General features: G+C 65.4%; 23 protein-coding genes. 12 read left to right on the plus strand and 11 right to left on the minus strand.

What is annotated here, in order from left to right:
* The first annotated feature begins 56 nt into the window (after nt 1–56).
* Nucleotides 57–515 carry a vgr related protein gene (locus tag AB1K63_RS03455; RefSeq protein WP_366958541.1) on the plus strand — a complete coding sequence of 153 codons (459 nt, stop codon included), beginning with the start codon at nt 57–59 and terminating at the stop codon, nt 513–515.
* Between the two features lie 52 nt (nt 516–567).
* Here AB1K63_RS03455 and AB1K63_RS03460 read toward each other — a convergent pair whose 3' ends face one another.
* The 4 genes from AB1K63_RS03460 to hrcA form a co-directional block, all read right to left on the minus strand.
* Nucleotides 568–864 (minus strand): glycine zipper domain-containing protein, encoded by a 297-nt coding sequence (locus AB1K63_RS03460; RefSeq protein WP_366958542.1) that lies wholly within the window; start codon nt 862–864, stop codon nt 568–570.
* Nucleotides 865–991: 127 nt separating this feature from the next.
* A complete protein-coding gene (locus tag AB1K63_RS03465; protein WP_366958543.1) occupies nt 992–2,743 on the minus strand; it encodes a DUF885 family protein in 1,752 nt (583 codons plus the stop codon).
* A 5-nt stretch (nt 2,744–2,748) separates the two neighbouring features.
* Entirely contained in the window at nt 2,749–3,333 is a 585-nt protein-coding gene (grpE, locus tag AB1K63_RS03470; RefSeq protein WP_366958544.1) for a nucleotide exchange factor GrpE, read from the minus strand.
* 14 nt (nt 3,334–3,347) lie between these two features.
* Nucleotides 3,348–4,391 carry a heat-inducible transcriptional repressor HrcA gene (gene hrcA, locus AB1K63_RS03475; protein WP_366958546.1) on the minus strand — a complete coding sequence of 348 codons (1,044 nt, stop codon included), beginning with the start codon at nt 4,389–4,391 and terminating at the stop codon, nt 3,348–3,350.
* A 143-nt stretch (nt 4,392–4,534) separates the two neighbouring features.
* On the opposite strand from hrcA, the gene rph reads away from it, so the two are divergent.
* The 4 genes from rph (at nt 4,535) to AB1K63_RS03495 (ending at nt 8,039) form a co-directional block, all read left to right on the plus strand.
* Entirely contained in the window at nt 4,535–5,248 is a 714-nt protein-coding gene (gene rph, locus AB1K63_RS03480) for a ribonuclease PH (protein ID WP_366958548.1), read from the plus strand.
* A 9-nt stretch (nt 5,249–5,257) separates the two neighbouring features.
* Entirely contained in the window at nt 5,258–5,884 is a 627-nt protein-coding gene (gene rdgB, locus AB1K63_RS03485; protein ID WP_366958550.1) for an RdgB/HAM1 family non-canonical purine NTP pyrophosphatase, read from the plus strand.
* A 65-nt stretch (nt 5,885–5,949) separates the two neighbouring features.
* A complete protein-coding gene (gene hemW, locus AB1K63_RS03490) occupies nt 5,950–7,143 on the plus strand; it encodes a radical SAM family heme chaperone HemW (RefSeq protein WP_366958552.1) in 1,194 nt (397 codons plus the stop codon).
* On the plus strand, nt 7,140–8,039 hold the full coding sequence (locus AB1K63_RS03495; RefSeq protein ID WP_366958553.1) for a tyrosine recombinase XerC: 900 nt from the start codon (nt 7,140–7,142) through the stop codon (nt 8,037–8,039). The genes hemW and AB1K63_RS03495 overlap by 4 nt, the downstream gene beginning before the upstream one ends.
* Here AB1K63_RS03495 and AB1K63_RS03500 read toward each other — a convergent pair.
* The 4 genes from AB1K63_RS03500 to rsmI are packed head-to-tail and all read right to left on the minus strand — an operon-like array spanning nt 8,036 to nt 10,816.
* Nucleotides 8,036–8,641 (minus strand): DedA family protein, encoded by a 606-nt coding sequence (locus tag AB1K63_RS03500; protein WP_366958554.1) that lies wholly within the window; start codon nt 8,639–8,641, stop codon nt 8,036–8,038. The genes AB1K63_RS03495 and AB1K63_RS03500 overlap by 4 nt on opposite strands.
* Nucleotides 8,642–8,648: 7 nt before the next feature.
* Complete coding sequence (gene gshB, locus AB1K63_RS03505; RefSeq protein ID WP_366958555.1) at nt 8,649–9,611, minus strand: glutathione synthase; 963 nt, start codon at nt 9,609–9,611, stop codon at nt 8,649–8,651.
* A gap of 9 nt (nt 9,612–9,620) precedes the next feature.
* Nucleotides 9,621–9,971: a YraN family protein gene (locus AB1K63_RS03510; protein ID WP_366958556.1), complete on the minus strand. Its 351-nt coding sequence runs from the start codon at nt 9,969–9,971 to the stop codon at nt 9,621–9,623.
* The gene (gene rsmI, locus AB1K63_RS03515) at nt 9,968–10,816 is read right to left on the minus strand and encodes a 16S rRNA (cytidine(1402)-2'-O)-methyltransferase (RefSeq protein WP_366958557.1); all 849 of its coding nucleotides are present in this window, start codon (nt 10,814–10,816) and stop codon (nt 9,968–9,970) included. Before rsmI ends, AB1K63_RS03510 begins: the two co-directional genes overlap by 4 nt.
* 39 nt (nt 10,817–10,855) lie before the next feature.
* Here rsmI and AB1K63_RS03520 point away from each other — a divergent pair, with 39 nt between their 5' ends.
* Genes AB1K63_RS03520 through AB1K63_RS03535 form a run of 4 tightly spaced genes read left to right on the plus strand, consistent with a single transcriptional unit; the run spans nt 10,856 to nt 15,211 of the window.
* Nucleotides 10,856–12,043: a penicillin-binding protein activator gene (locus AB1K63_RS03520; protein ID WP_366958558.1), complete on the plus strand. Its 1,188-nt coding sequence runs from the start codon at nt 10,856–10,858 to the stop codon at nt 12,041–12,043.
* Between the two features lie 57 nt (nt 12,044–12,100).
* A complete protein-coding gene (gene parE, locus AB1K63_RS03525; protein WP_366958559.1) occupies nt 12,101–14,077 on the plus strand; it encodes a DNA topoisomerase IV subunit B in 1,977 nt (658 codons plus the stop codon).
* A 53-nt stretch (nt 14,078–14,130) separates the two neighbouring features.
* Entirely contained in the window at nt 14,131–14,652 is a 522-nt protein-coding gene (locus AB1K63_RS03530) for an RNA polymerase sigma factor (protein ID WP_366958561.1), read from the plus strand.
* Nucleotides 14,645–15,211 carry a hypothetical protein gene (locus AB1K63_RS03535; protein WP_366958562.1) on the plus strand — a complete coding sequence of 189 codons (567 nt, stop codon included), beginning with the start codon at nt 14,645–14,647 and terminating at the stop codon, nt 15,209–15,211. The genes AB1K63_RS03530 and AB1K63_RS03535 overlap by 8 nt, the downstream gene beginning before the upstream one ends.
* A 16-nt stretch (nt 15,212–15,227) precedes the next feature.
* Here AB1K63_RS03535 and AB1K63_RS03540 read toward each other — a convergent pair whose 3' ends face one another.
* Nucleotides 15,228–16,472, minus strand: coding sequence for a bifunctional alpha/beta hydrolase/OsmC family protein (locus tag AB1K63_RS03540; protein ID WP_366958563.1), 1,245 nt, complete (start codon nt 16,470–16,472; stop codon nt 15,228–15,230).
* A 74-nt stretch (nt 16,473–16,546) separates the two neighbouring features.
* On the opposite strand from AB1K63_RS03540, the gene AB1K63_RS03545 reads away from it, so the two are divergent.
* Nucleotides 16,547–17,839 carry a serine hydrolase gene (locus AB1K63_RS03545; RefSeq protein ID WP_366958564.1) on the plus strand — a complete coding sequence of 431 codons (1,293 nt, stop codon included), beginning with the start codon at nt 16,547–16,549 and terminating at the stop codon, nt 17,837–17,839.
* Between the two features lie 9 nt (nt 17,840–17,848).
* Here the strand turns inward: AB1K63_RS03545 and AB1K63_RS03550 are convergent, their stop codons facing one another.
* Nucleotides 17,849–18,391 (minus strand): hypothetical protein, encoded by a 543-nt coding sequence (locus AB1K63_RS03550; protein WP_366958565.1) that lies wholly within the window; start codon nt 18,389–18,391, stop codon nt 17,849–17,851.
* A gap of 275 nt (nt 18,392–18,666) precedes the next feature.
* Here AB1K63_RS03550 and AB1K63_RS03555 point away from each other — a divergent pair, with 275 nt between their 5' ends.
* Nucleotides 18,667–19,515, plus strand: a complete 849-nt coding sequence (locus AB1K63_RS03555) for a MoxR family ATPase (protein ID WP_366958566.1) — start codon at nt 18,667–18,669, stop codon at nt 19,513–19,515.
* A 6-nt stretch (nt 19,516–19,521) separates the two neighbouring features.
* Here the strand turns inward: AB1K63_RS03555 and AB1K63_RS03560 are convergent, their stop codons facing one another.
* Nucleotides 19,522–20,922, minus strand: coding sequence for a methyl-accepting chemotaxis protein (locus AB1K63_RS03560; RefSeq protein WP_366958568.1), 1,401 nt, complete (start codon nt 20,920–20,922; stop codon nt 19,522–19,524).
* Nucleotides 20,923–21,035: 113 nt separating this feature from the next.
* On the opposite strand from AB1K63_RS03560, the gene AB1K63_RS03565 reads away from it, so the two are divergent.
* Nucleotides 21,036–22,220: a VWA domain-containing protein gene (locus AB1K63_RS03565; RefSeq protein WP_366958569.1), complete on the plus strand. Its 1,185-nt coding sequence runs from the start codon at nt 21,036–21,038 to the stop codon at nt 22,218–22,220.
* Nucleotides 22,221–22,254: the final 34 nt, after the last annotated feature.

Below are 22,254 nucleotides of genomic sequence, written 5' to 3' on the forward strand. Positions count from 1 at the left end.
TCGTCGCAGAAGCGGACGCCGCGCCGCAGGCCTGCCCAGCGGGCGGCGAACGGCAATTGACGGCCGGTGAAATCGAACTCGCCCGGACGGTGTTCGGCACGGCGATCGATTACGAGCGGGTCCGCATCCGGCGCAGAAAGTGGGCGTTCTTCCAGCCACGCCAGACCACGATGGCGCCGCGCGGCCACATCCATTTCCATCCGCGCGGGACCGCCTATTGCGACGATTTCGCGCTCGAGACCCGCATCAGGCAGGGCCTCTTCATCCACGAAATGGTGCATGTCTGGCAGGTGCAGACGAACGGGCCCTGGTTCCTCATCCTGAACCGGATGCCCTGGGCGCGGTACCACTATTCGCTGAAGCCCGGATGGCCGCTGGAGCGCTATGGCGTGGAGCAGCAGGCGGACATCGTGAAGCACGCTTTCTGGCTCAGGAACGGCGTCCGGGTCGCCGGCGCGCCCGACGTTTCGGCCTATGACCTGCTGGTCAGGTTTCCGGGGGCCGACGGACGCTGAACGAAGAAAGGGGCCGCGAAATCGCGACCCCTTCTTGCAGAAGTTGGATTGGTCAGCGGAAATAGCGACCGTAGCGACGGTCTCCGCGGCAATCGTCATCCAGATACCGCCCGCGGCGATCGTAGAAGCCGTCGCAGCGGTTGTTCTTGTCCTTGAAGTAACCGGCAATACCGCCGATCGCGGCACCGGCCACGGCGTAGGTCTCGAAGTCCTCGCCCGTAATCGCGGCAGCGGCAGCGCCGGCGGCGGCACCGAGGCCCGCGCCTTCCAGCGCGTAGTTCTCGGCGCACGCGCTGAGCGACAGGGCGGAGGCGGCAAGTGCCGGGGCGAGCAGGATACGCTTGTTCATCGATAGTCTCCTTTGTCTGAACCGTTGTCACCCCAACGCAAACCGACTGTCTCGGTTTTGACAGGGTCGTTCAGAAAAGCAGCAAACAGGATGAACCGTGCTAAGGAGGCGATAAGCCGCCAGTGGCTTATCGGTAGGTCACGCCCTCAAGTCCCTCGCCGCCTGACGCGATGAACCGGTCGATGCGATCTTCCAGCACCGGAAGGGGGACCGAGCCAAGCGCCAGTACCACATCGTGGAACTTGCGGATGTCGAACGCGGAACCCAGCGCGTCCTCGGCCTTGTCGCGCACGCGGCGCATGGTCAGTTCGCCCAGCTTGTAGGACAGCGCCTGTCCCGGCCAGCTGATATAGCGATCGACTTCGGTTTCGACCTCGTGCTCCGACAGGGCCGTGCGCGATGCGAGGTAATCAAGCGCCTTGTCCCGGTCCCAGCCGTAGTGGTGGATGCCCGTATCGATAACCAGCCGCGCCGCGCGCCACATCTCGTAACTCAGCCTTCCGAACCGCTCGTAGGGCGTGCGGTAGATTCCCATCTCCTCGCCCAGATACTCGACATAGAGGCCCCAGCCTTCGCCGAAACCGGAGAAATAGGTCTGGCGACGGAAATCGGGCGCCGCCTCGCGCTCCAGCGCGATGGCCGCCTGGAAGCTGTGGCCCGGAATGCACTCGTGCAGCGTCAGGGCCGGAATGTTGTAAAGCGGCCGCGAGGGCAGGTCGTAGGTGTTCATCTGGCACGCATCGAGCCCGCCGCGCCCCGCGGTGTAGAATGGTGCGATCGCCGGATCGACCGGCCGGATGGTGAAGCGGTGCCGCGGCAGGAATCCGAAATAATCGGCGATCACGCCATCGACCCGCTTGGCCGCATAGGCGGAAACGCCCATCAGTTCGTCCGGCGTGCGCGCCACGAACTGGGGATCGGTGCGCAGGAACCGGACGAACTCCTGCAGCGAGCCTTCGAAGCCGGCTTGCGCTTTCACCTCTTCCATCGCGGCGGTGATGCGGGCGACCTCGTCCAGCCCGATCCGGTGTATCTCCTCTGCGGTCAGGTCGAGCGTCGTGTATTGCCGAATCTGCTGCTGGTAATAGGCCGGCCCGTCCGGCATCCGTTCGGCCGCCAGCGTGGTGCGCGTGCGCGGCAGGTATTCGTCGCGAAAGAAGTCCAGCAATCCGACATAGGCGGGGACAACACTTTCGCGGATGGCCGCGCGGCCTTCTTCCTTCAGCCGCTCGGCATCTTCGGCGGAGATGCGGGCCGGCATGTCGGCAAAGGCACCCCAGAAGGCACTGTCCTCCGCATTGTCCACCACATAGGATTCGATCGAGGCATCGCGGCCTTCCAGCGTCACGCGCGGCACGCTGAACCCGCGTTCCAGCCCGGTGCGCGCATTGGCGATATGCTCGTCGAAATAGCGCGGCAGGTCGCGCATCCGGGCGATGTAGCGTTCGTATTCCTCGACGGTCGAAAAGCCGCGCGATGCGGCGAGATAGCTCCAGAAATTGCTGTCGCTGTCGAACGGCATTTCCCATTCGCGAAACCGCGCATCGCCGATTTCGGACTCGAGCATTTCGCGCAGGACCGCGGCATCGATGGCGACCGACGGCGAAAGGCCGCCGGCGTCGAGCCGGTCGAGTTCTTCAAGGAATGCCTGCGCCTGCTGCGCGCGCGCCTGCTGCGCTTCGCGCGTGACCGACCACAGGCCGCCGCCCATGGTCGTACCGCCATCCGCGGTCTCGATCCGGCCGGACTGGGCCATGCGATACTCGTGGTACCGCTGCCCCAGTTCCAGAAGGGCCTCGTCGGCCTCCTGCGCTGCGAGCGATCCGGGACATGCCGCGAAGATCGCGGCGGCGAGAATTGCGGACCGGAGCGCTTTCACAGGCGTCAGTCGGGTTTCTTCGCCACGCCGACCATGGCCGGGCGCAGCAACCGGTCGCGGATCATGTACCCGCTCTGCATTTCCTGCACGACCGTGCCGGGCTCGTCCTTGTCGGACGGAATTTCCATCATCGCCTGGTGCTGGTTGGGGTCGAGCGGCAGGCCCATCGCGGCAATGCGCGTGATGCCGTTCTGGCCGAAGACCTTGTCCAGTTCGCGCTGCGTGGCCTGGATGCCCTGCACCAGCCCTTTGAACTTGCTGTCCTCGCGCAGGTCTTCGGGGATCGAGTCGATCGCGCGGGCCAGATTGTCCGCCACGCTCAGTATGTCGCGCGCAAACCCGGTCGCGGCGTAGGCGCGCGCATCGGCGACATCCTTTTCCATGCGGCGCCGCAGGTTCTGCGTTTCCGCCTTGGCATAGAGCGTTTCCTGCTTCGCCTTTTCCAGGTCCTCGCGCAGCGATGCGATCGCCTCGCCAAGATCGTCGTCTTCCTCCGGGGTGTCATCCTCATCTTGGAGGAATTTCTCCGGAACCCCTTCGAGCTCTTTTTCTACGGCGGGATCGTGCGCCGGCTTGTCGTCGTCGGTCATTGTTTCTTTCGCGATTATCCGATGAGTTTGCCCAGGGACCGGGCCGTGAAATCCACCATGGGAACGATTCGCGCGTAATTCAACCGCGTGGGGCCTATCACGCCCAGCACGCCGACCACCCGCCCCTCGCGGTCGCGATAGGGCGAGGCGATGACGGAGGAGCCGCTGAGCGCGAACAGGCGGTTTTCGCTGCCGATGAAGATACGCGTGGCGCTGGCCTCGCGCGCGCTGTCGAGAAGGTCTGCGACCGACCGCTTGTTCTCCAGGTCGTCGAGCAGCTGGCGCACGCGCTCGAGGTCGCCGATGGCATCGTCGTCCAGCAGCTTGGCCTGGCCGCGCACGATGAGCACGGGGCGCTTGTCGGCATCCTCGCTCCACATTGCGATGCCGCGTTCGACGAGATCGCGGCTCGCCGCGTCGAGCTGCGTGCGGTTCGCTGCCAGTTCGCTGCGGATGGCGGAGAGCGCTTCCGAAAGGGTCCGCCCGGTCAGGCGGGACGCGATGTAGTTGCCCGCCTCCTGGAGGTCCGAGGCCGAATAGGAGCGCGCGAGGTTGAGCACGCGGTTCTCGACCGTGCCGTCCTGCCCGACCAGCACCGCGAGCACCCTCCCCTCGCCGAGGTCCAGCAGGCTGAACTGCGCCAGCCGCGGATCGCGGGTCGGGACCATGACCATGCCGGCCGCCCCGGACAGGTCGGAGAGCATGGAACTGGTCGCTTCGAGCGCCTGCTCGATCGGTCCCGCTTCCGAAATGCGCTGGGCGATCGCCTCGCGTTCCTCCGCCGTGGGTTCGGCGACCTGCATCATCGCATCGACGAACAGGCGCAAACCGCTCTCGGTCGGCATGCGGCCCGCGCTGGTATGGGGCGCGGCGAGCAGGCCCTGCGTTTCCAGGTCGGCCAGCACCGAGCGGATCGAGGCGGGCGAGAGCTCGACCGTTCCTCCGCTGGCGATGGCCTTGGAGCCGACCGGCTGCCCGCTTTCGAGATAGCCTTCGACCACGAGCTGGAAGATGGCTCGCGCGCGATCCGACAGGTCCGATAGAGGGGGCTGCGCCATGGGTGTTAGCTAGAATGGCGGTGGCCGTCCTTGCAAGGGGGTCCGCCCTTCCTGCCGCCTTTCTTGCCAAGGTCCGCTACCGCGTCTGGCGTAGCGCGGGTGAGGCCGCTAGGGCCGTGCCACGAATTCCAACGGAGATCATCATGCGACCATCGGGCCGCGCGCCAGACGAAATGCGCGCCATCACCATCGAGACCGGCTTCACCAGGCACGCGGAGGGTTCCTGTCTCGTCAGCTTCGGCGATACGCGCGTCCTGTGTACCGCCAGCGTCGAGAACAACGTGCCGCCCTGGATGCGGAACAAGGGCAAGGGCTGGGTCACGGGCGAGTACTCCATGCTGCCCCGCGCCACCCACACCCGCGGGAGCCGCGAAGCGGCCAAGGGCCGGCAAAGCGGACGGACGCAGGAAATCCAACGCCTGATCGGCAGGTCGCTGCGCGCGGTCGTGGACATGAAGGCGCTGGGCGAACGGCAGATCACGCTCGACTGCGACGTCATCCAGGCGGATGGCGGCACGCGGACGGCCGCGATCAGCGGCGCATGGGTCGCGCTGAGACTGGCCGTAAACGGCCTTCTGGAAGCAAAGGCGATCGACACCGATCCGATCACCGCGCAAGTCGCCGCGATCAGCTGCGGCATCTTCCAGGGCACGCCGGTGCTCGACCTCGATTATGACGAGGATTCGAAGGCCGATGCCGATGCGAACTTCGTCCTGATCGAAGGCGGCCATATCGCGGAAGTCCAGGCGACCGCGGAAGGCGCGACCTATGACGAGGAAGGGCTTCTGCGCCTGCTGCGCCTCGCGCGCATCGGCTGCGACCGGATCTTCGCCGCGCAGCGCGACGCGGTGAAGTGAGCGCGGCACATGGTTAGGCGCATCGGGTCCGGCAAGCTGGTCATCGCCACGCACAATGCCGGCAAGCTGAAGGAGATCGCCGCACTCCTCGCGCCCTACGGCGTCGACTGCATCAGCGCAGGCGCGCTCGGCCTGCCCGAACCGGAAGAGACCGGCACGAGTTTCGTGGAGAACGCGCTGCTGAAGGCGCGCGCCGCGGCCGAAGGATCGGGGCTGGCCGCGCTCGCCGACGACAGCGGCCTGTCGGTCGCCGCGCTGGACGGGAAGCCGGGGGTCTACACGGCAGACTGGGCGGAACGGCAGTGGTTCGAAGGCGATCCGGGACGCGACTGGTACATGGCGATGGGCAAGGTCGAAGGGCTGCTCGCACAGAAAGGCCCCGACGCGGACCGGTCGGCCGCGTTCCATTGCGTGCTGGCGATTGCGTGGCCCGACGGTGAGCACGCCGTCTACGAAGGCCGCGCCCCGGGGTCGGTCACCTGGCCGCCGCGCGGCGAACTGGGCTTCGGCTACGACCCGGTCTTCGTGCCCGAAGGCCGCGAGCAGACCTTCGCCGAGATCGACCCGGACGAGAAGCATCGGATCAGCCACCGCGCAGATGCCTTCGCCAGGTTCGTGGCGGAACAGTTCGGATAAGCTGACGGTCCCGCTCCGGCCGGCAGGCTTTGCAATGCGGGCGGCCACCCGATAGATTCGTTCTCGTGCAACACCGCCCCGCCCCATACCGGCAGCCGTCCGCGCAGCCCCTCGCGCTTTACGTCCACTGGCCGTTCTGCCTCGCCAAGTGCCCCTATTGCGACTTCAACAGCCATGTCCGGGCGCGGGTCGATACGCAGGCGTGGGAACGCGCGCTGCTGGCCGATCTCGATTACGAATTCGGCGCCGTCCGCGATGCCGGCCCGATCGGTTCGATCTTTTTCGGAGGGGGCACACCGTCGCTCATGCCGCCCGCCCTCGTCGCGAAGCTGATCGAGCGGGCGGACGAACGCAGGGGGTTGCTGCCGGACTGCGAAATCACGCTGGAAGCAAATCCCTCCTCGGTGGAGGCGGAGCGCTTCGCCGAGCTTGCGTCGGCCGGCGTCAACCGCGTGTCGCTGGGTCTCCAGGCCCTGAACGATGCCGACCTGCGCTTCCTCGGGCGATTGCACGGGGCGAACGAAGGCATTGCCGCTCTGGACGTGGCGCAGCGGCATTTCGGGCGCGTCAGCTTCGACCTCATCTATGCGCGCCCCGGCCAGTCCGGGCAGGCATGGCGGGAGGAACTGGAACGCGCGATCGGCTTCGGCACGACACACCTGTCGCTCTACCAGCTGACGATCGAGCCGGGCACACGCTTCGCCACCGACGTGCGGCGCGGTGCCTTCGCGCCGCTAGACGACGATGCGGCGGCCGACCTCTTCGTCATGACTCGCGAGATGACGGTCGCGGCAAATCTGCCCGCCTACGAGATCAGCAATTTCGCGCAGCCTGGGCAGGAGAGCCGGCACAACCTGACCTACTGGCGGTACGGCGACTATTGCGGCATCGGCCCGGGCGCGCATGGCAGGCGCCGGGGCGCTGCCACCCAGCGCCATCGCAAGCCGGAAAACTGGATGGCGGCCATCGATCGGCAGGGGCACGGCATCGAAAGCGAAACCCCGCTGGCCGCGGAGGAGAGAGCCACCGAAGCGCTCCTCATGGGCCTGCGCCTCGCGGAAGGCGTCGATCCCGCCGGCATCGCGCAGCGGACGGGCCTGCCGGAGGCGTCGTTGCTTGACCCTGCGAAAGTCGCGCTTCACCGGGGCAACGGCCTGCTGTGGCAGGAGGGATCGCGCATCGGGGCGACCGAAGACGGGATCAGGGTGCTGGACGCCCTGCTGGCGGAAATCGTCGCTACCGCGCGGGTCGCCGCGTGACCGACCGGGCCGCGATGGTGGCCGAGTGGGAAGCGCACCTTGCGCTCGGACAGCGCCGCTCGCCCCACACCGTCCGCGCCTATACCGCCGCTGCCGGTCGCCTGCTCGCCGGCAGGACGATCGAGGACTGGCATGCAGCTGCCACCCTGGATGCCGCCGGCCTTCGGAGCCATCTCGCGGCGCGGAGACAGGAAGGGCTCGGCAATGCATCCGCCGCGCGGGAATTGTCGGCGATCAAGGCCTTCATCAGGTTCGCGCAGGGCAAGGCGGGGTTCGAGACGAAGTCCGCCCCGCGCATTCGCGGCCCAAGAGTCAAGAAAGGCCTGCCGCGTCCGGTCACGCCGGACGATGCCGCCAATCTGGCCGACGGGGTTGCCGATCTGGGTGCGGACAGCTGGATCGGAGCGCGCGATCGCGCGGTCCTGCTGCTGCTGTATGGCGCCGGTCTTCGGATTGCCGAAGCCCTCGCGCTGACCGGGGCCGACGTGCCGCTGGGCGAGACCGTGTCCGTCACCGGCAAGGGATCGAAGCAGCGCATCGTGCCGGTCCTTCCCGTCGTGCGGGAGGCGGTCGATGCCTATATCCGCAAATGCCCGTTCCCGCCGGAACGGGACCGGCCGATCTTTCGCGGCGAAAAGGGCGGCCCGCTCAATGCCGGCATGGTCAGGAAGGCGATGGCGCAGGTCCGCGATCTGCTCGGCCTTCCCGCTTCCGCCACGCCGCACGCGCTGCGCCACAGTTTCGCGACGCACCTGCTGGGCGCCGGAACCGACTTGCGCAGCCTGCAGGAACTGCTCGGCCATGCGAGCCTCGGCAGCACGCAGATCTATACGAAGGTGGACGCCGCGACGCTGCTCGACAGCTATCGCAATGCCCACCCGCGCGAGCGGGACTAGCGCCGGGCGCGCGGCGTCCAGGTCGCGAGCCGGAAGAGATAGCTGCCGATGGCGAGCGCGCCGGTCGCGATGATGATCCAGCTGACGAGGTCGTCGGTCTGGTCGAAAGTACGCGATAGCCACTGCATCCCGAAGATCAGCATGAGGTTCCAGATCGCCACGCCGATGGTGGTGAAGATCACGAACCGCCAGACGGACATGTGCGTCAGTCCCGCCGGGAGCGAGATCATGGTGCGCATGAACGGCAAGGCGCGCACGAACAGGACCGCCCACTGACCGTATTGCCGGAAGAAGGCGGCGAGGCTCTCCACGTCTTCCCAGTCCAGCGTCAGCCACCGGCCGAACCGGTCGATGAAGGGACGCAGCCTTTCGTAACCGAGCTTGTGCCCGATCCAGTACCACACATAATTGCCGGCGACCGAGCCGATCGTCCCGGACACGAAGACGGGCCAGAATTCGAGCTTGTCCTGCTGGATGGCGAGCGCGCTCGCGCCCATGATCGCTTCGGAAGGGAACGGCGGGAAAACGTTTTCCAGCGCCATCAGCAGGGCAATGCCGAGGTAGCCCAGCCCGGCAATCGTATCGGCAATGAAATCGTCCATCGCCCGGCTACATCGCCGCGTGCCGGCGTTCGATGGCATCCCAGATGGCGCCTGCCGTATCGGTTCCGTTGAACCGGTCGATGGCGACGATGCCGGTGGGGCTGGTGACGTTGATCTCCGTCAGCCACTTGCCGCCGATCACGTCGATGCCGACGAACACCAGTCCGCGCCGCTTGAGCTCGGGACCCATCGCGGCGCAGATTTCCTCTTCTCGCGCGGTCAGCTTGGCAGCCTCCGCATAGCCGCCCTGCGCCAGGTTCGATCGGAACTCACCCTCGCCCGGCTTGCGGTTGATCGCGCCTGCGAATTCGCCGTCGACGAGGACGATCCGCTTGTCGCCCTGGCTTACTTCCGGGAGGAAAGGCTGCACCATGTGCGGTTCGGGCCAGGTCTGGTTGAAGACCTCCATCAAGGCCGAAAGGTTGCCGCCGTCGGCATCGATCTTGAAGATCGCCTTGCCGCCATTGCCGTGCAATGGCTTCACCACCACGGCGCCGTGTTCCGCCTGGAACCGGCGGACTTCGTCGAGCGAGCGGGCGATCAGCGTCGGCGGCATGAAGCGCGCGTAATCGAGGACGAACATCTTTTCCGGCGCATTGATCGTCTCGCGCGGATCGTTGGCGACCAGCGTCGTGCCGCGCAGCCGGTCGAGCAGCAGCGCGGCCGTGATATAGCCGAGATGGAACGGGGGGTCCTGCCGCATCAAGACGACGTCGATATCGCGCGCGAGGTCTATCCGCCGGCGCTCGCCCATGGTGAAGTGGTCGCCTTCCACCAGCTGGACCGTGACCGGCGCGGCCAGTGCCGTCAGGCGGCCGCCCTCGCCCGTTTCGTAGGAGAGCGAGGTCACGTCGTAGTGCCACACCTCGTGACCGCGATCCTGCGCGGACAGCATCAGGGCGAAGCTGGAATCACCGGCGATGTTGATCGATTCCATCGGGTCCATCTGGACGGCGACGCGAAGGGACATGGGATTTTCCTATGGCTGCCAGGCGTTCGGGATGTGGCGAGGGAGCGCGCCCGGCGCAAGGAGGATCACGTCCACCCTGATATCCTCGCCATTGGTGGCGTATTCGTGCGCGACGCATTCGACCGCCGCCGCCACCCGGCTGAGGCGGAACGCATCGATCGCATGGTCGAGATCGGCCTTGCGCTGCCGCCACTTCACCTCGACGAAAGCGACCGTGCCCGCGCGCCGGCAGACGAGGTCGATCTCGCCGCGCGGCGTCTTGACCCTACGGGCAAGGATGGACCACCCCTTGAGCTGTAGCCATGCGGCAGCGCGCGCCTCGCCGTCGCGTCCGCTGCGTTCGGCGATCTGTCTCTTCACGAAGCCTTGAGCTCCATGGCGCGTGCGTAAAGCTGCTGCCGGTCGCGACCCGTCCGCTTGGCCACCAGCGCGGCCGCGCGCGAGGCCTTCTCGGTTTCCAGCGCATTGCGTAGCAGCGCGTCGACGTCCGCATCGGACGCTTCATTCGCCGATGGCGGACCGACCAGCAATACGATCTCGCCCTTCGGGGGGTGGTTTTCGAAATGCGCGATGAGGTCCTGCGCCGGACCGGTCCTGCATTCCTCGTAAAGCTTCGTCAGTTCCCGCGCGACGCTGGTGGTCCGTCCGGGAAGGATCTCCGCGATGGCCCCCAGCGTCTTGGTCAGCCTCGGCCCGGTCTCGTAGAAGAGGAGCGTCGCGTCCACGGTCGCGAATTCGCCGAGAAAGTCCAGCCGCGCCTTCTCCTTGTTCGGAACGAAGCCTGCGAACAGGAACCGGTCGTTCGGCAGGCCGGACAGCGTCAGGGCGGCGATCGCGGCGCACGGTCCGGGCAACGTGGTGACGGGAATGTCGGCCGCTCGCGCCTCCTGCACCAGGCGATAGCCGGGATCCGAAACCAGCGGGGTCCCCGCATCGCTGACCAGCGCGACCGCGCGCGACCGCATGGATTCGATCAAGCGGCCCCTGTCGCGGTCCTCGCTGTGATCGTTGTAGCGCCAGAGCGGTTTCGAAATGCCCAGATGTTTCAGCAGCTTGCCGGTCACTCTCGTGTCCTCGCAGGCGATTCCGTCGCAGCCGCGCAGCACCTCGATCGCCCGCAGGGTGATATCCCCGAGATTGCCAATCGGCGTCGCCACGATATACAGGCCGGCAGCCAGGGAGAGTTGGTCGGGGTGTTCGTCCACGGGCATCTCCATGAACCAGACAAGCAAGGGTCGGCAAGGATGAAGCTTTTCGCAAACCTGCGACGTGTCGCAATCATGTCCATAGCGATGGCGGGGCTGGCGGGGTGCCAGCTGATCCCCGACACGTCCGGTCCGGATACGTCCGGCCCGCCGGTCAGGGACGAACCGGTCGTCCAGCAGCCCTCCGTTCCTGACGCCAATGTCCTGCCAAACGACGGATCGCATCACCGCGTGGCGTTGCTGGTCCCGCTTACGGGCCCGGATGCCGCGGTGGGCAACTCGATCGCCAATGCGACGACCATGGCGCTGCTCGATACGAACGCGACCAATATCCGCATCACGTCCTACGACACGGCACTGGGTGCGCGCTCCGCCGCGCGCAACGCCATCGCGGATGGCAACAAGCTGATCCTCGGCCCGCTGCGGGCCGGGAATGTCTCGCAGGTCCAGGCGGAAGCCCGCTCGGCCGATGTGCCGGTCATAACCTACTCCAACGATGCCAGCGTCGCCGGCCCGGACGTGTTCGTGATGGGCCAGGTGCCTTCGCAGTCGATCATGCGATCGGTCGGCTATGTCCGCCGCCGCGGAGCGGTCAATTTCGCAGCCATCGTGCCTGACGACGATTATGGCCGCGAAGCACAGGAAGCGCTTGCCGATGCGATCGCCCGGAGCGGCGGACGTTTGATCGCCACCGAGCGCTACAGTTCGGCCAACACCTCGATCAAGAGCGCCGCGCTCCGCCTGCGCCAGCGGGGCGGGTTCGACACCGTCCTGATCGCCGACGGCGCGCGCCTGACCGCGATTGCCGCGGAAGAACTGCGCCCGGGCGGACGCGGATCGCTGCAATTGCTGGGGACCGAAAGGCTCAGCGGAGAAGGCAGCGTGACGCGCGAACCTTCGCTCGAAGGCCTCCTGTTCTCGTCGATCTCCGACGCTCGGTTCCGCCGGTTCTCCGAGAGTTATGAAGAGCGGTTCGGCGGCCAGCCCTACCGCATCGCGACGCTGGGTTACGACAGCGTTCTGCTGACGCTTCGCATCGCGCGCGACTGGCAGGTGGGCGAGGATTTCCCCAAGCGACGCATGCGTGAGGACGATGGTTTCCTCGGGCTCGACGGTGCGTTCCGCTTCGGCAGCGACAATCTGATCCAGCGTGCGATGGAAGTGCGCGAGATCCGCGACGGCCAGGTCGTGATCATCGACGACGCACCGCAGCGTTTCCAGGACTGACGATAAGCCGCCCGCCCCGCTTGTGACGCGGCGGGCGGCAGTCCTATATTCCCGATCATGTCCGAAGACCTGTTTGACGGTACGCCCGCGTCCAGCGGCGACTACGATTCATCCTCCATCGAAGTTCTCGAAGGACTGGAGCCGGTCCGCCGGCGCCCGGGCATGTATATCGGCGGTACGGACGACCGCGCGCTGCACCACCTCGCCGCGGAAGTGCTCGACAACGCGATGGACGAGGCTGTCGCAGGCCATGCCAGCCGCATCGAGGTCTCGCTCGAGGAAGGCAATCGTCTCACCATTACCGACAACGGGCGCGGCATCCCGGTTGACGAGCATCCCAAGTTTCCGGGCAAATCGACACTCGAGGTGATCCTTTCCACGCTCCACTCCGGCGGCAAGTTCTCGGGCAAGGCCTACGCGACCAGCGGCGGCCTGCACGGCGTGGGCGTCAGCGTGGTCAACGCGCTCAGCAGCGACACGCGGGTCGAGGTCGCGCGCGACCGGCAGCTTTATGCGCAGACCTTCTCGAAAGGCCAGACGACGAGCGAGCTGCAGAAGCTCGGCCCCACCCCCAACCGCCGCGGCACGACGGTCAGCTTCCTGCCCGACACCGAAATCTTCGGCGACCGGCAGTTCAAGCCGCATCGACTGTTCAAGCTCGCACGGTCCAAGGCATACCTGTTCGCAGGGGTGGAGATCCGCTGGAAGTGTGCGGAAAGCCTGACATCCGACGATGTGCCGGCTGAAGCGGTTTTCAAGTTCCCCGGCGGTCTGGCGGACCACCTAGCGGAACAAATCGGCGCGCGCGAATGCGTGACGAGCCAGCCCTTCACCGGCTCGCAGGATTTCCCCGACGACCAGGGCCGCGTCGAATGGGCGGTCGCCTGGCCCCTGTTCTCCGACGGTTCGACCAGCTGGTACTGCAACACGGTGCCCACGCCCGATGGCGGCACGCACGAACAGGGCGTGCGGGCAGCCCTCACCAAGGGACTGCGTGCCTTCGGCGAACTGACCGGGACCAAGAAGGCGAAGGACATCTCCGCCGACGACGTGATGACGGGCGCGGAGATCATGCTCAGCGTCTTCATTCGCGATCCGCAGTTCCAGAGCCAGACCAAGGACCGCCTCACCAGCCCGGAAGCGACCCGGCTGGTCGAGAACGCGGTGCGCGATCACTTCGACCATTTCCTCACCGATAACATGGACCGCGGCAAGGCGTTGCTGGGCGAGGTCATGGACCGCATGGACGAGCGCCTGCGCCGCAAGGCGGAGCGCGAGATCAAGCGCAAGACCGCCACCAATGCGAAGAAGCTGCGCCTACCCGGCAAGCTGACGGACTGCTCCGGTGAGGGATCGGGCGAAACCGAGCTGTTCATCGTCGAAGGCGATTCCGCGGGCGGCAGTGCCAAGCAGGCGCGCGACCGCAAGACGCAGGCGATCCTTCCCATTCGCGGCAAGATCCTGAATGTCGCCAGCGCGACCGCCGACAAGATTCGCGCCAATTCCGAAATCGCGGACCTCATCCTCGCCATGGGTTGCGGCACGCGCAAGGACTGCGATCCGGAGAACCTGCGCTACGACCGGATCATCATCATGACCGACGCCGATGTCGACGGCGCGCACATCGCGACGCTTCTGATGACGTTCTTCTTCCAGGAAATGCCGGAAGTGGTGCGGCGCGGGCACCTGTTCCTGGCGCAGCCGCCGCTCTATCGCCTGACCTCTGGCAAGGAGAGCCGCTACGCCGCCGACGACGCGCACCGCGCGGAACTGGAAGCGACCGTGTTCAAGGGCAAGAAGGTCGATGTCGGCCGCTTCAAGGGCCTAGGCGAGATGAACCCGCAGCAATTGCGGGAAACGACCATGAACCCCGAAACGCGCAGCCTGATCCGCATCACCCTGCCGCAGGAGTTCGAACAGCGCGCCGTGGTCAAGAACCTCGTCGACCAGCTGATGGGCCGCAATCCCGAGCACCGGTTCAATTTCATCCAGAACCGCGCCGGCGAAATGGACCGGGACATGATCGACGCCTGAAAATTTTTTCGCGTCCGTTGTAAGAAATCCGGCCCGTCGGCGACTAAAGGGACATGACGGGGCAACAGGCAGACCTCTATCGACAGGCGGGCGAGCATTTCGCCCCTGCCATTGCGCGCCTTTCCCGCGCGATGGAGCGCGATGCCGACAAGGCGCGCGACCTCGAACAGGAAATCCACCTCGAAATCTGGCGCAGTCTCGCGCGCTTCAAGGGAGACTGCGCGCTCAAGACATGGGTGTTCCGCGTGGCGCACAATGTCGCCGCCGATCACGTGGGTCGCGCCGGACGGCGACCGGCCACCGTCGATCTCGAGGATGTCGACGTCCTGCCGGGCGATGACGACGAAGCAGCCGCCGCCGACCGCCATGCGCTCGACCGGCTGCACGCACAGATACGCGTGCTGCCGCTGCTCGACGCGCAATTGATCCTGCTCTGGCTGGAAGGCCATTCGGGTTCGGAGATCGCCGAAGTCACGGGATTGAGCGCAGGGGCGGTCGCCACGCGCCTTTCGCGGCTGCGCGAAAGACTTGCCGCCCATTTTCAGGACACCAATGCGGGAGAGGCCGATGACTGATCTCAGGAACCGCTGGGCCGCCCAGGAACAGGACGCGCGTTTCACAGACCCGGAGCAACTCACCATGCGCAGCAAGAGCTTCCGCCGCACCATCCGGCGGCGCAACCTGATCGAATACACCGTCGCGGCCGGTCTCGTGATCCTCTTCGGATCGCGCGGCATCGATGCGTGGTCGGATGGCCAGGCTCTCAGGGCCCTCGGTTATGCCGCCGCCTGTATCGGCATCGCGGTCGCCATGCTGGGCCTCGCCCGCCGTGGTTCGGCAGGGAGCGCCGGTCCCGAGGAAAGTACGCTTTCGCACCTCCGCGGCGAACTGACGCGGCAGGTCCGGGCGCTTCGATCGATAGCCGTTTGGTATCTCCTGCCGCTTGTCCCGGGCCTGATACTTATCTTTGCGGCAGACTACCAGCTTCAGGCGACGCTGGAGGGTGACCAGAGCGCGCTCTGGTCGCTGGCCTGGAAGCTCGTTTTCTTCCTTGTCGTGTTCGGCGGCATATGGTGGGTCAACCAGAAGACCGCCGATCACCTGGAAGGCGAGCTGTCAGGTCTCGAGCCCTGACATGCCCGAAAAGCTATCAACTTTCGCGCCGCGTATCGGTGTGGATGTGCAGATGCCCTTCCAGCGTCCGGTGGACCGGGCACTTGTCGGCAATCTCGACCAGCTTTTCGCGCTGTTCGTCGGAGAGGGCATTGCCCCTGAACCGGATGCTGCGGTTGAGTGCCTGCACCTTTGCTCCTTCTTCCAGGACGTGATCGCAGTCCTCGGCATGATCGCGCTCGTGCGTGACATGGACCTGCACCCCTTCGAAGGGCCATTTCTGCCGGTCGGCATACATCTTCATGGTCATCGCGGTACACGTACCGAGGGCAGCGTTCAGGAGGTCGTATGGTGTCGGTCCGGTGTCGTCACCGCCGAAGCTGCGGGGTTCGTCCACGATGAACCGATGATCGCTGGTGTGGACTTCGGTGCCGAACCGGCCGTGCCCGGTGCAGGCTACGATGCCGTCTTCCGGCATCGGCCAGTCATCTTCCATCGGGATATACCGCTGCGCCCAGGTGGCGATGACCCCGGCCACGAACCTTGCGTCCCGCGCCTGGGTCAGCAGGTGATCGGCGCCCGCCAGGCTGACGAAGCTCTTGGGATGCTTGGCCGCGCCGAACAAGTGCGACGCGTGATCGACCGAGACGATCTGGTCTGTGGGCGAATGGCAGAACATCAGCGGGATCCGCAGCGCACCGACCTGTTGCAGGAGATCGACCGACCGGGTCCTGTCCAGAAACTCCTTGCTCAGCTCGAACTTGCGCCCCCCGATCGTGACGGTGCCCCTGCCCTCCGCCTCGATCCGTTCGAGGTCGCCTTCGATATTTCCAAGCACGTGCGGCACGTCGGAAGGCGCGCCGATCGTCGCTATCGCTGCGATCCTGTCCCGGCCGATCATGTCCGCTGCCGCCAGCACGGCCGCGCCGCCAAGGCTGTGACCGACCAGCAGGATACCGTCGCCGAACCGGCGGCAAAGCTCCTGCGCGGAAGCGACCAGGTCCTCGACATCGCTGGCGAAGCCCGCCCGTCCGAAGTCGCCCCCGCTCCCGCCGAGGCCGGTAAAGTCGAAACGCAGCGTGGCTATACCTTCCGCCGCCAGCGCCCGGGTTACTTCCACCGCGGCCTTGCTCTGCATCGTGCAGGTAAAGCAGTGCGCGAACAGCGCCGCGCCGCGCACGAGACCGGTAGGCAGTTCCAGCTTGCCGTCCAGCGTGTGCCCCGCCGGAGTCCGGATCTCGATATTCTCGCTGGGCATCGCCTTTTCTCCTGCATCACGCATGAAGCCGCACGCGGGCGGTTTGTGTCGAACGGCATGGCGTGTACCACCCTCCCCGCGTCTCACAAGGAAACCGGATGATGTTTGCAAAACTGACTGCACCCTTCCTGCTGCTGATAGCCCCCGCGGTCGCGCATGCGCAGGCCGAAGACCCGGCCGCGACGCAGGTTTCGACCTTGCTGGAACAGAGGGCGAAGGACGTGGTGGCCGTATTCAACGGCGCGAAGCGCGCGGAAGAGGTATTTGCCGAACCCTTCCTCGCGCAGGTTTCGCCCGACATGCTGATTCAGTTGAACTCGCAGCTTTCGGCCCAGTTCGGACCGATTATCGGTGTCGAAAGCGTCACGCCTACCGGGCCCTTCACGGCCACGGTCGCCATCCGTTTCGAACGGGCGGTCGGACGTGGACCGATGACGCTGTCGGGAGAAGAACCGAACTTCGTCGTCGGCTTGCTGCTCAACGATTTCCAGCCGATCGACGACACGCTCGAGAAGATACAGGCCGATATCGAGGCACTGCCCGGCCGCGCGAGCGTCCTCTATGCCCCGGTTTCCGGCGGCGAACCGATCCTCGCGATGGACGAAAACGGGCAGTACGCGATCGGTTCGACGTTCAAGCTCTACGTCCTGTCCGCGCTTTCGAGATCGATCGCAGCGGGCGAGCATAGCTGGGACGAGGTCGTGCGCCTCGACCGCTCATCCTTCCCGAGCGGCCAGATGCAGGACTGGCCCGAAGGCGCACCGGTCACGCTGCACACGCTGGCGACGATGATGATTTCGATCAGCGACAACACGGCGACCGACATGCTGATCGACGTGGTCGGCCGCGACGCGATCGAGGCCGAATTGCGCGCGACGGGCCATTCCGATCCGGATCGCACCCTGCCCTTCCTCTCAACCCTGGAACTGTTCGGGCTGAAGGGCGACATCGACCGGGGTACGGGCTACGTCGCCGCGACCGAAGCTGACCAGCGCCGGCTGCTGGACGAGTTCGCGGAAGAGATCGACGGAAACCCGGCGAGCATCATGCCGCCGACCTTTTCGAAGCCGACTGCGATCGACACGCTGGAATGGTTCGCCAGCGGACAGGATCTGCGCCAGCTGGTGCAGCGTATGGTTGAAGGTGGGGACGACACCGCGCTCTCCATCATGGCCGTCAGTCCCGGCCTTTCCTACGCGCAACAGAACAAGTGGGACTACGTGGGATACAAGGGTGGCTCCGAACCCGGGGTGCTCAACCTCACATGGCTGCTCCGCAGGGACGATGGCGTGGCCCGCATCCTGACCATGAGCTGGAACAATACCGAAGCGTCCGTGGACCAGACCGCCTTCGAGCTCCTCGCGCAGCGGATCCTCGCCCTCGAGGAGTGAGAAGCGAAGTCAGCTCTGGACGAGTATGTACCGGGTTCGCGAACCGGCCTTGCGTTCGGTGACTTCGAATGTTCCCTCTATCGGATAGTATCCGAAGCCCGAACCCTGGCCCACGGGGTTGGGCCCGAAACCGGGAAAATCAAATGTGACGGTCTCGTCGCAGCGGACTGTATTGCCGATATCGTCAGCGTCGTAATCCCAGCTATAGCCGTCGGAGAAGATCACCATTGCGTGTTCCACGCCATTGATGCCGACCTGGCCCCCGTCCACGATCACGTTGTAGCGTTCGCCACATGCGTCCATCATGTCGGTCGATCCGGGCGTGTATCCGTAGGACAGCTGGATATCGAGTTCGATCTCCTCGCCGGCGGCATCCCTGACGACTTCCATGAACTGTCCGACTTCCGGACCGCCTTGCAAGGATATTTCCCCGGCGAAGGACTTCGTCGCGCCATCGTCAGCCGGTTCGGCAACCTTTTCGCTGGAAGCAGACGGCGATGACTGGGCGCCATCCGCCGACGCGCCATCGGCCGGCGCTGCCGTGTTTTCCATCGTGTCATCGACACCTTCCGCCGAGTCCGTCGCATCCGCGGTTGCGCCACCACAAGCGCCTAGCAATGCGATCGCTGAGCCGATCGTGCCTGTCCGGATCACCCCAATTACCATTATTATCTCCCCGTTTTCCCGCGTCCAGCCTCCACATCGTGGCCCTCGCTGGCAACCCCCGGAGCCCAGTCGATTGTATTTGCGCGACTATCGCCGTTCCCTTGCACTGGGCTGCGCGTCCGAATATCGCGGGGCTGAATGAAAGTTGCAAAGGACCACCGATGACCGAGCGTTTCCAGGGCACCGAGAACTACATCGCGACCGACGATCTCAAGGTCGCGGTCGATGCCGCGGTCACGCTGCGCCGTCCGCTGCTGGTCAAGGGCGAGCCCGGCACGGGCAAGACGGTCCTGGCGCACGAGATCGCAAAGGCGATCGACGCTTCGCTGATCGAGTGGAATGTGAAGTCCAGCACGAAGGCGCAGCAGGGCCTTTACGAGTATGACGCCGTTGCGCGGCTCCGCGACGGGCAACTGGGCGACGAACGCGTCCACGACATCGCGAACTACATCAAGAAGGGCAAGCTGTGGGAGGCCTTCACCAGCGAACGCCTGCCGGTCCTGCTGATCGACGAGATCGACAAGGCCGACATCGAGTTCCCCAACGACCTGCTGCAGGAACTCGATCGCATGCAGTTCGACGTCTATGAAACGCATGAAACGATTGCGGCGAAGGAACGCCCGATCGTGGTGATCACCTCGAACAACGAGAAGGAACTGCCCGACGCGTTCCTGCGCCGCTGCTTTTTCCACTACATCAAGTTCCCCGACCGCGAGACGATGCGCGAGATCGTGGACGTCCATTTCCCGAACATCCAGAAGACCCTCGTCACCAAGGCGATGGACGTATTCTACGAGATCCGCGAAGTTCCGGGGCTCAAGAAGAAGCCGAGCACGAGCGAACTGCTCGACTGGCTGAAGCTGCTGCTGAACGAGGACATGCCGCTCGAGGTCCTGCAGGACCGCGATCCCAGCAAGGCGATCCCGCCGCTGCACGGCGCGCTGCTGAAGAACGAGCAGGACGTGATGCTGTTCGAACGGCTCGCCTTCATGTCGCGCCGCCAGAGCTGAGGCGGATCAGTCGAAGGTGTAGGCGAGCTCGAAATCGCCCCAGCGCCTGCCCGCGATGACCAGCGGCACGTAAACGTTGCGCACGACCTGGTAGGTCCGTCCGTCGCCTTCCTGGCGATAGACCCCCATCATGTAGGGTGCGGAGCTACGCTTCGCCTTCTCGTCCAGAGGGCCGAGGATGATCCGGCCGTTGCGGCAGTATTTCGTGTCGTAGGCAAGGTCGCCCGTCGGCTCTCGTGAGCGATCTGTGACATGGGTCGGCAGGAAGCCGTTCATGTCGCTTTGCGATGCCATGATCGCATTGCCGCCTGAGGCGACGACCTCGTCGTTGATCGGGCGCCAGTTCGCGTCGGCCCAGTCGTTGAGGCGCGTGCGGTATAGCTGCGGGTCGGTTCCTTCGACCGGCCGGTAATCCTGGTCGAACAGCTGGTCGATGGTGAGGCTGCCCGATTCCAGCGCCCGTTCGGCGATGTCCTTCAGCCTTGTGGCGTAGCCTTGCGCGCGTTCCACCATGGCGCTGTCCTGCGGGCTGAGACCCGCCTGCACCAGCTGGTCGAACATGTCGCTGGCGGTCAGTTCCAGGTCGCGGATGCGGTGATGCGCGCCTTCCAGCCGGGCCTCGTTCTCGCGCGCGGCGACTTCGTATCCCTCGATCACGTCCTGCACGCTGGTCACGTGGCCGGTCATCGTCCCCGTCGCCCGCGTGATCTGGTCGTTCTGCTGGTCGACCTCTTCCACGAGGTCGGAGACGCCCTGGATGGTCTGTTCGATGCTGGCGATGGAGGCCTTGGCACTGTCGCTGGCCTGCGCACCCTGCTGGATGCGTTCGATGACGCCGGAGGCCTCGCCGCCCAGCGTGTCCACCACCCGGCTGATCTCGTTGGTCGCCTGCCGCGTCTCGGCGGCGAGCGACTTAACTTCGCTCGCCACCACGGCGAAGGCCCGGCCCGCCTCGCCCGCGCGCATGGCTTCGATCGTCGCGTTTAGCGAGAGGATGTTGGTCGTCTCGGCGATCTGCTCGATGTCGCTGGAGCACCGCTTCACCTGCTCCATTGCTGCGGCGAAGCCGGTCACATGGTCGGCCAGCGTCTCGACGAGGTCGACCAGCGTGCTGAACTGCCGCAGCGAGGAATGGATCTGCGCCGTGCCCTGCCCCAGCCGCTCGATCGCGCGGGCGGACAGCAGGCGGGCCTCGTCGCTGGCTTCGGAAACGGCGCGCTGGTCGCGCTCCAGTTCGCGCACCGTGTCCTGCAAGGCCTCGTGGTCTTCGCGCAGTCGTACGGAGGATGCCAGCACCGCTTCCACGATCCCCGCGACATCGGAGCAACCTTCGGACACCTGTCCGCAGGCGTCCGGAATGCGATCGATCGCATGCCCACTGGTCGCGTCGATTGGCTGGTGATCCATTGGTAGATTGCGCCCCTTGTTCGTCCCTAGCGATCCCTAAGCGGCAATGGTTGTCGGATGCTTAAGGCTGAAAGGGCTGGTGCGCCGAAAAGCGCTCCGTTAGGCAGGCTTCCATGTTCTACGATTTCCTGGACGAGTTGCGGGCCGCGGGCATTTCCGCGACGCCCAAGGAGCATCTGACCCTGCTCGAAGCGCTAGACCGCGACGTGATCGGCCAGTCGCCCGAAGCGTTCTACTACCTCAGCCGCGCGACCTTCGTGAAGGACGAAGGCCTCCTCGACCGGTTCGACCAGGTCTTCGACCGCGTCTTCAAGGGCATCATCAGCGACTATGGCCAGAACCCGGTCGAAATTCCGGAAGACTGGCTGAAAGCGGTGGCCGAGAAATTCCTCAGCGAAGAGGAAATGGCCGAGATCGAGAAGCTCGGTTCCTGGGACGAGATCATGGATACGCTTAAGAAGCGGCTCGAGGAGCAGAAGGAGCGGCACGAGGGCGGCAACAAGTGGATCGGGACCGGCGGGACCAGTCCGTTCGGCAATTCCGGCTACCACCCCGAAGGCGTGCGTATCGGCGGGGAGAGCAAGAACAAGCGCGCCGTGAAGGTGTGGGAAAAGCGCGACTTCAAGAACCTGGACAACACGCGCGAACTGGGCACGCGCAACATCAAGATGGCGCTGCGGCGCCTGCGCCGGTTTGCGCGCGAGGGCGCAGCGGACCAGCTGGACATAGACGAGACCATTCGCGGCACGGCGAAGCAGGGCTGGCTCGACATCCACATGCGGCCCGAACGGCGCAATGCGGTCAAGGTGCTCCTGTTTCTCGATGTCGGCGGATCGATGGACCCCTTCATCAAGCTGGTGGAAGAACTGTTCAGCGCCGCCACGGCCGAATTTAAGAACCTCGAATTCTTCTACTTCCACAACTGCCTTTACGAAGGCGTCTGGAAGGACAATCGCCGCCGCTGGCAGGAACGCACCAAGACGTGGGACGTGCTTCACAAGTACGGGCATGATTACAAGGTCGTCTTCGTCGGCGATGCCGCGATGAGCCCTTACGAGATCAGCCATCCGGGCGGCAGCGTCGAGCACATGAACGAGGAGGCGGGCGCCATCTGGATGCAGAGGATGACCAACACCTATCCCGCGACCGTCTGGCTCAATCCCGTTCCGGAAGCGCAATGGGGTTATTCCCAGTCCACTAAGATGATGCGCCAGCTTGTGAACGACCGGATGTACCCGCTCACGCTGGACGGTCTGGACGACGCGATGCGCGAACTGACCCGCAAGCACGGCCACTGAAAACCGCCGCGCTCTGGCTTCGCCGGCTCCGATC

This window comes from Qipengyuania sp. JC766, assembly GCF_040717445.1.
GTDB lineage: Bacteria > Pseudomonadota > Alphaproteobacteria > Sphingomonadales > Sphingomonadaceae > JC766.

What these genes read in the sequence shown, in the direction of transcription:
- AB1K63_RS03460 (WP_366958542.1), bottom strand. Translation starts at nt 864, where the DNA reads ATGAACAAGCGTATCCTGCTCGCCCCGGCACTTGCCGCCTCCGCCCTG.
- grpE (WP_366958544.1), bottom strand. Translation starts at nt 3,333, where the DNA reads ATGACCGACGACGACAAGCCGGCGCACGATCCCGCCGTAGAAAAAGAG.
- hrcA (WP_366958546.1), bottom strand. Translation starts at nt 4,391, where the DNA reads ATGGCGCAGCCCCCTCTATCGGACCTGTCGGATCGCGCGCGAGCCATC.
- rph (WP_366958548.1), top strand. Translation starts at nt 4,535, where the DNA reads ATGCGACCATCGGGCCGCGCGCCAGACGAAATGCGCGCCATCACCATC.
- rdgB (WP_366958550.1), top strand. Translation starts at nt 5,258, where the DNA reads ATGGTTAGGCGCATCGGGTCCGGCAAGCTGGTCATCGCCACGCACAAT.
- AB1K63_RS03500 (WP_366958554.1), bottom strand. Translation starts at nt 8,641, where the DNA reads ATGGACGATTTCATTGCCGATACGATTGCCGGGCTGGGCTACCTCGGC.
- gshB (WP_366958555.1), bottom strand. Translation starts at nt 9,611, where the DNA reads ATGTCCCTTCGCGTCGCCGTCCAGATGGACCCGATGGAATCGATCAAC.
- AB1K63_RS03520 (WP_366958558.1), top strand. Translation starts at nt 10,856, where the DNA reads ATGAAGCTTTTCGCAAACCTGCGACGTGTCGCAATCATGTCCATAGCG.
- parE (WP_366958559.1), top strand. Translation starts at nt 12,101, where the DNA reads ATGTCCGAAGACCTGTTTGACGGTACGCCCGCGTCCAGCGGCGACTAC.
- AB1K63_RS03530 (WP_366958561.1), top strand. Translation starts at nt 14,131, where the DNA reads ATGACGGGGCAACAGGCAGACCTCTATCGACAGGCGGGCGAGCATTTC.
- AB1K63_RS03535 (WP_366958562.1), top strand. Translation starts at nt 14,645, where the DNA reads ATGACTGATCTCAGGAACCGCTGGGCCGCCCAGGAACAGGACGCGCGT.
- AB1K63_RS03540 (WP_366958563.1), bottom strand. Translation starts at nt 16,472, where the DNA reads ATGCGTGATGCAGGAGAAAAGGCGATGCCCAGCGAGAATATCGAGATC.
- AB1K63_RS03545 (WP_366958564.1), top strand. Translation starts at nt 16,547, where the DNA reads ATGATGTTTGCAAAACTGACTGCACCCTTCCTGCTGCTGATAGCCCCC.
- AB1K63_RS03550 (WP_366958565.1), bottom strand. Translation starts at nt 18,391, where the DNA reads ATGGAAAACACGGCAGCGCCGGCCGATGGCGCGTCGGCGGATGGCGCC.
- AB1K63_RS03555 (WP_366958566.1), top strand. Translation starts at nt 18,667, where the DNA reads ATGACCGAGCGTTTCCAGGGCACCGAGAACTACATCGCGACCGACGAT.
- AB1K63_RS03560 (WP_366958568.1), bottom strand. Translation starts at nt 20,922, where the DNA reads ATGGATCACCAGCCAATCGACGCGACCAGTGGGCATGCGATCGATCGC.
- AB1K63_RS03565 (WP_366958569.1), top strand. Translation starts at nt 21,036, where the DNA reads ATGTTCTACGATTTCCTGGACGAGTTGCGGGCCGCGGGCATTTCCGCG.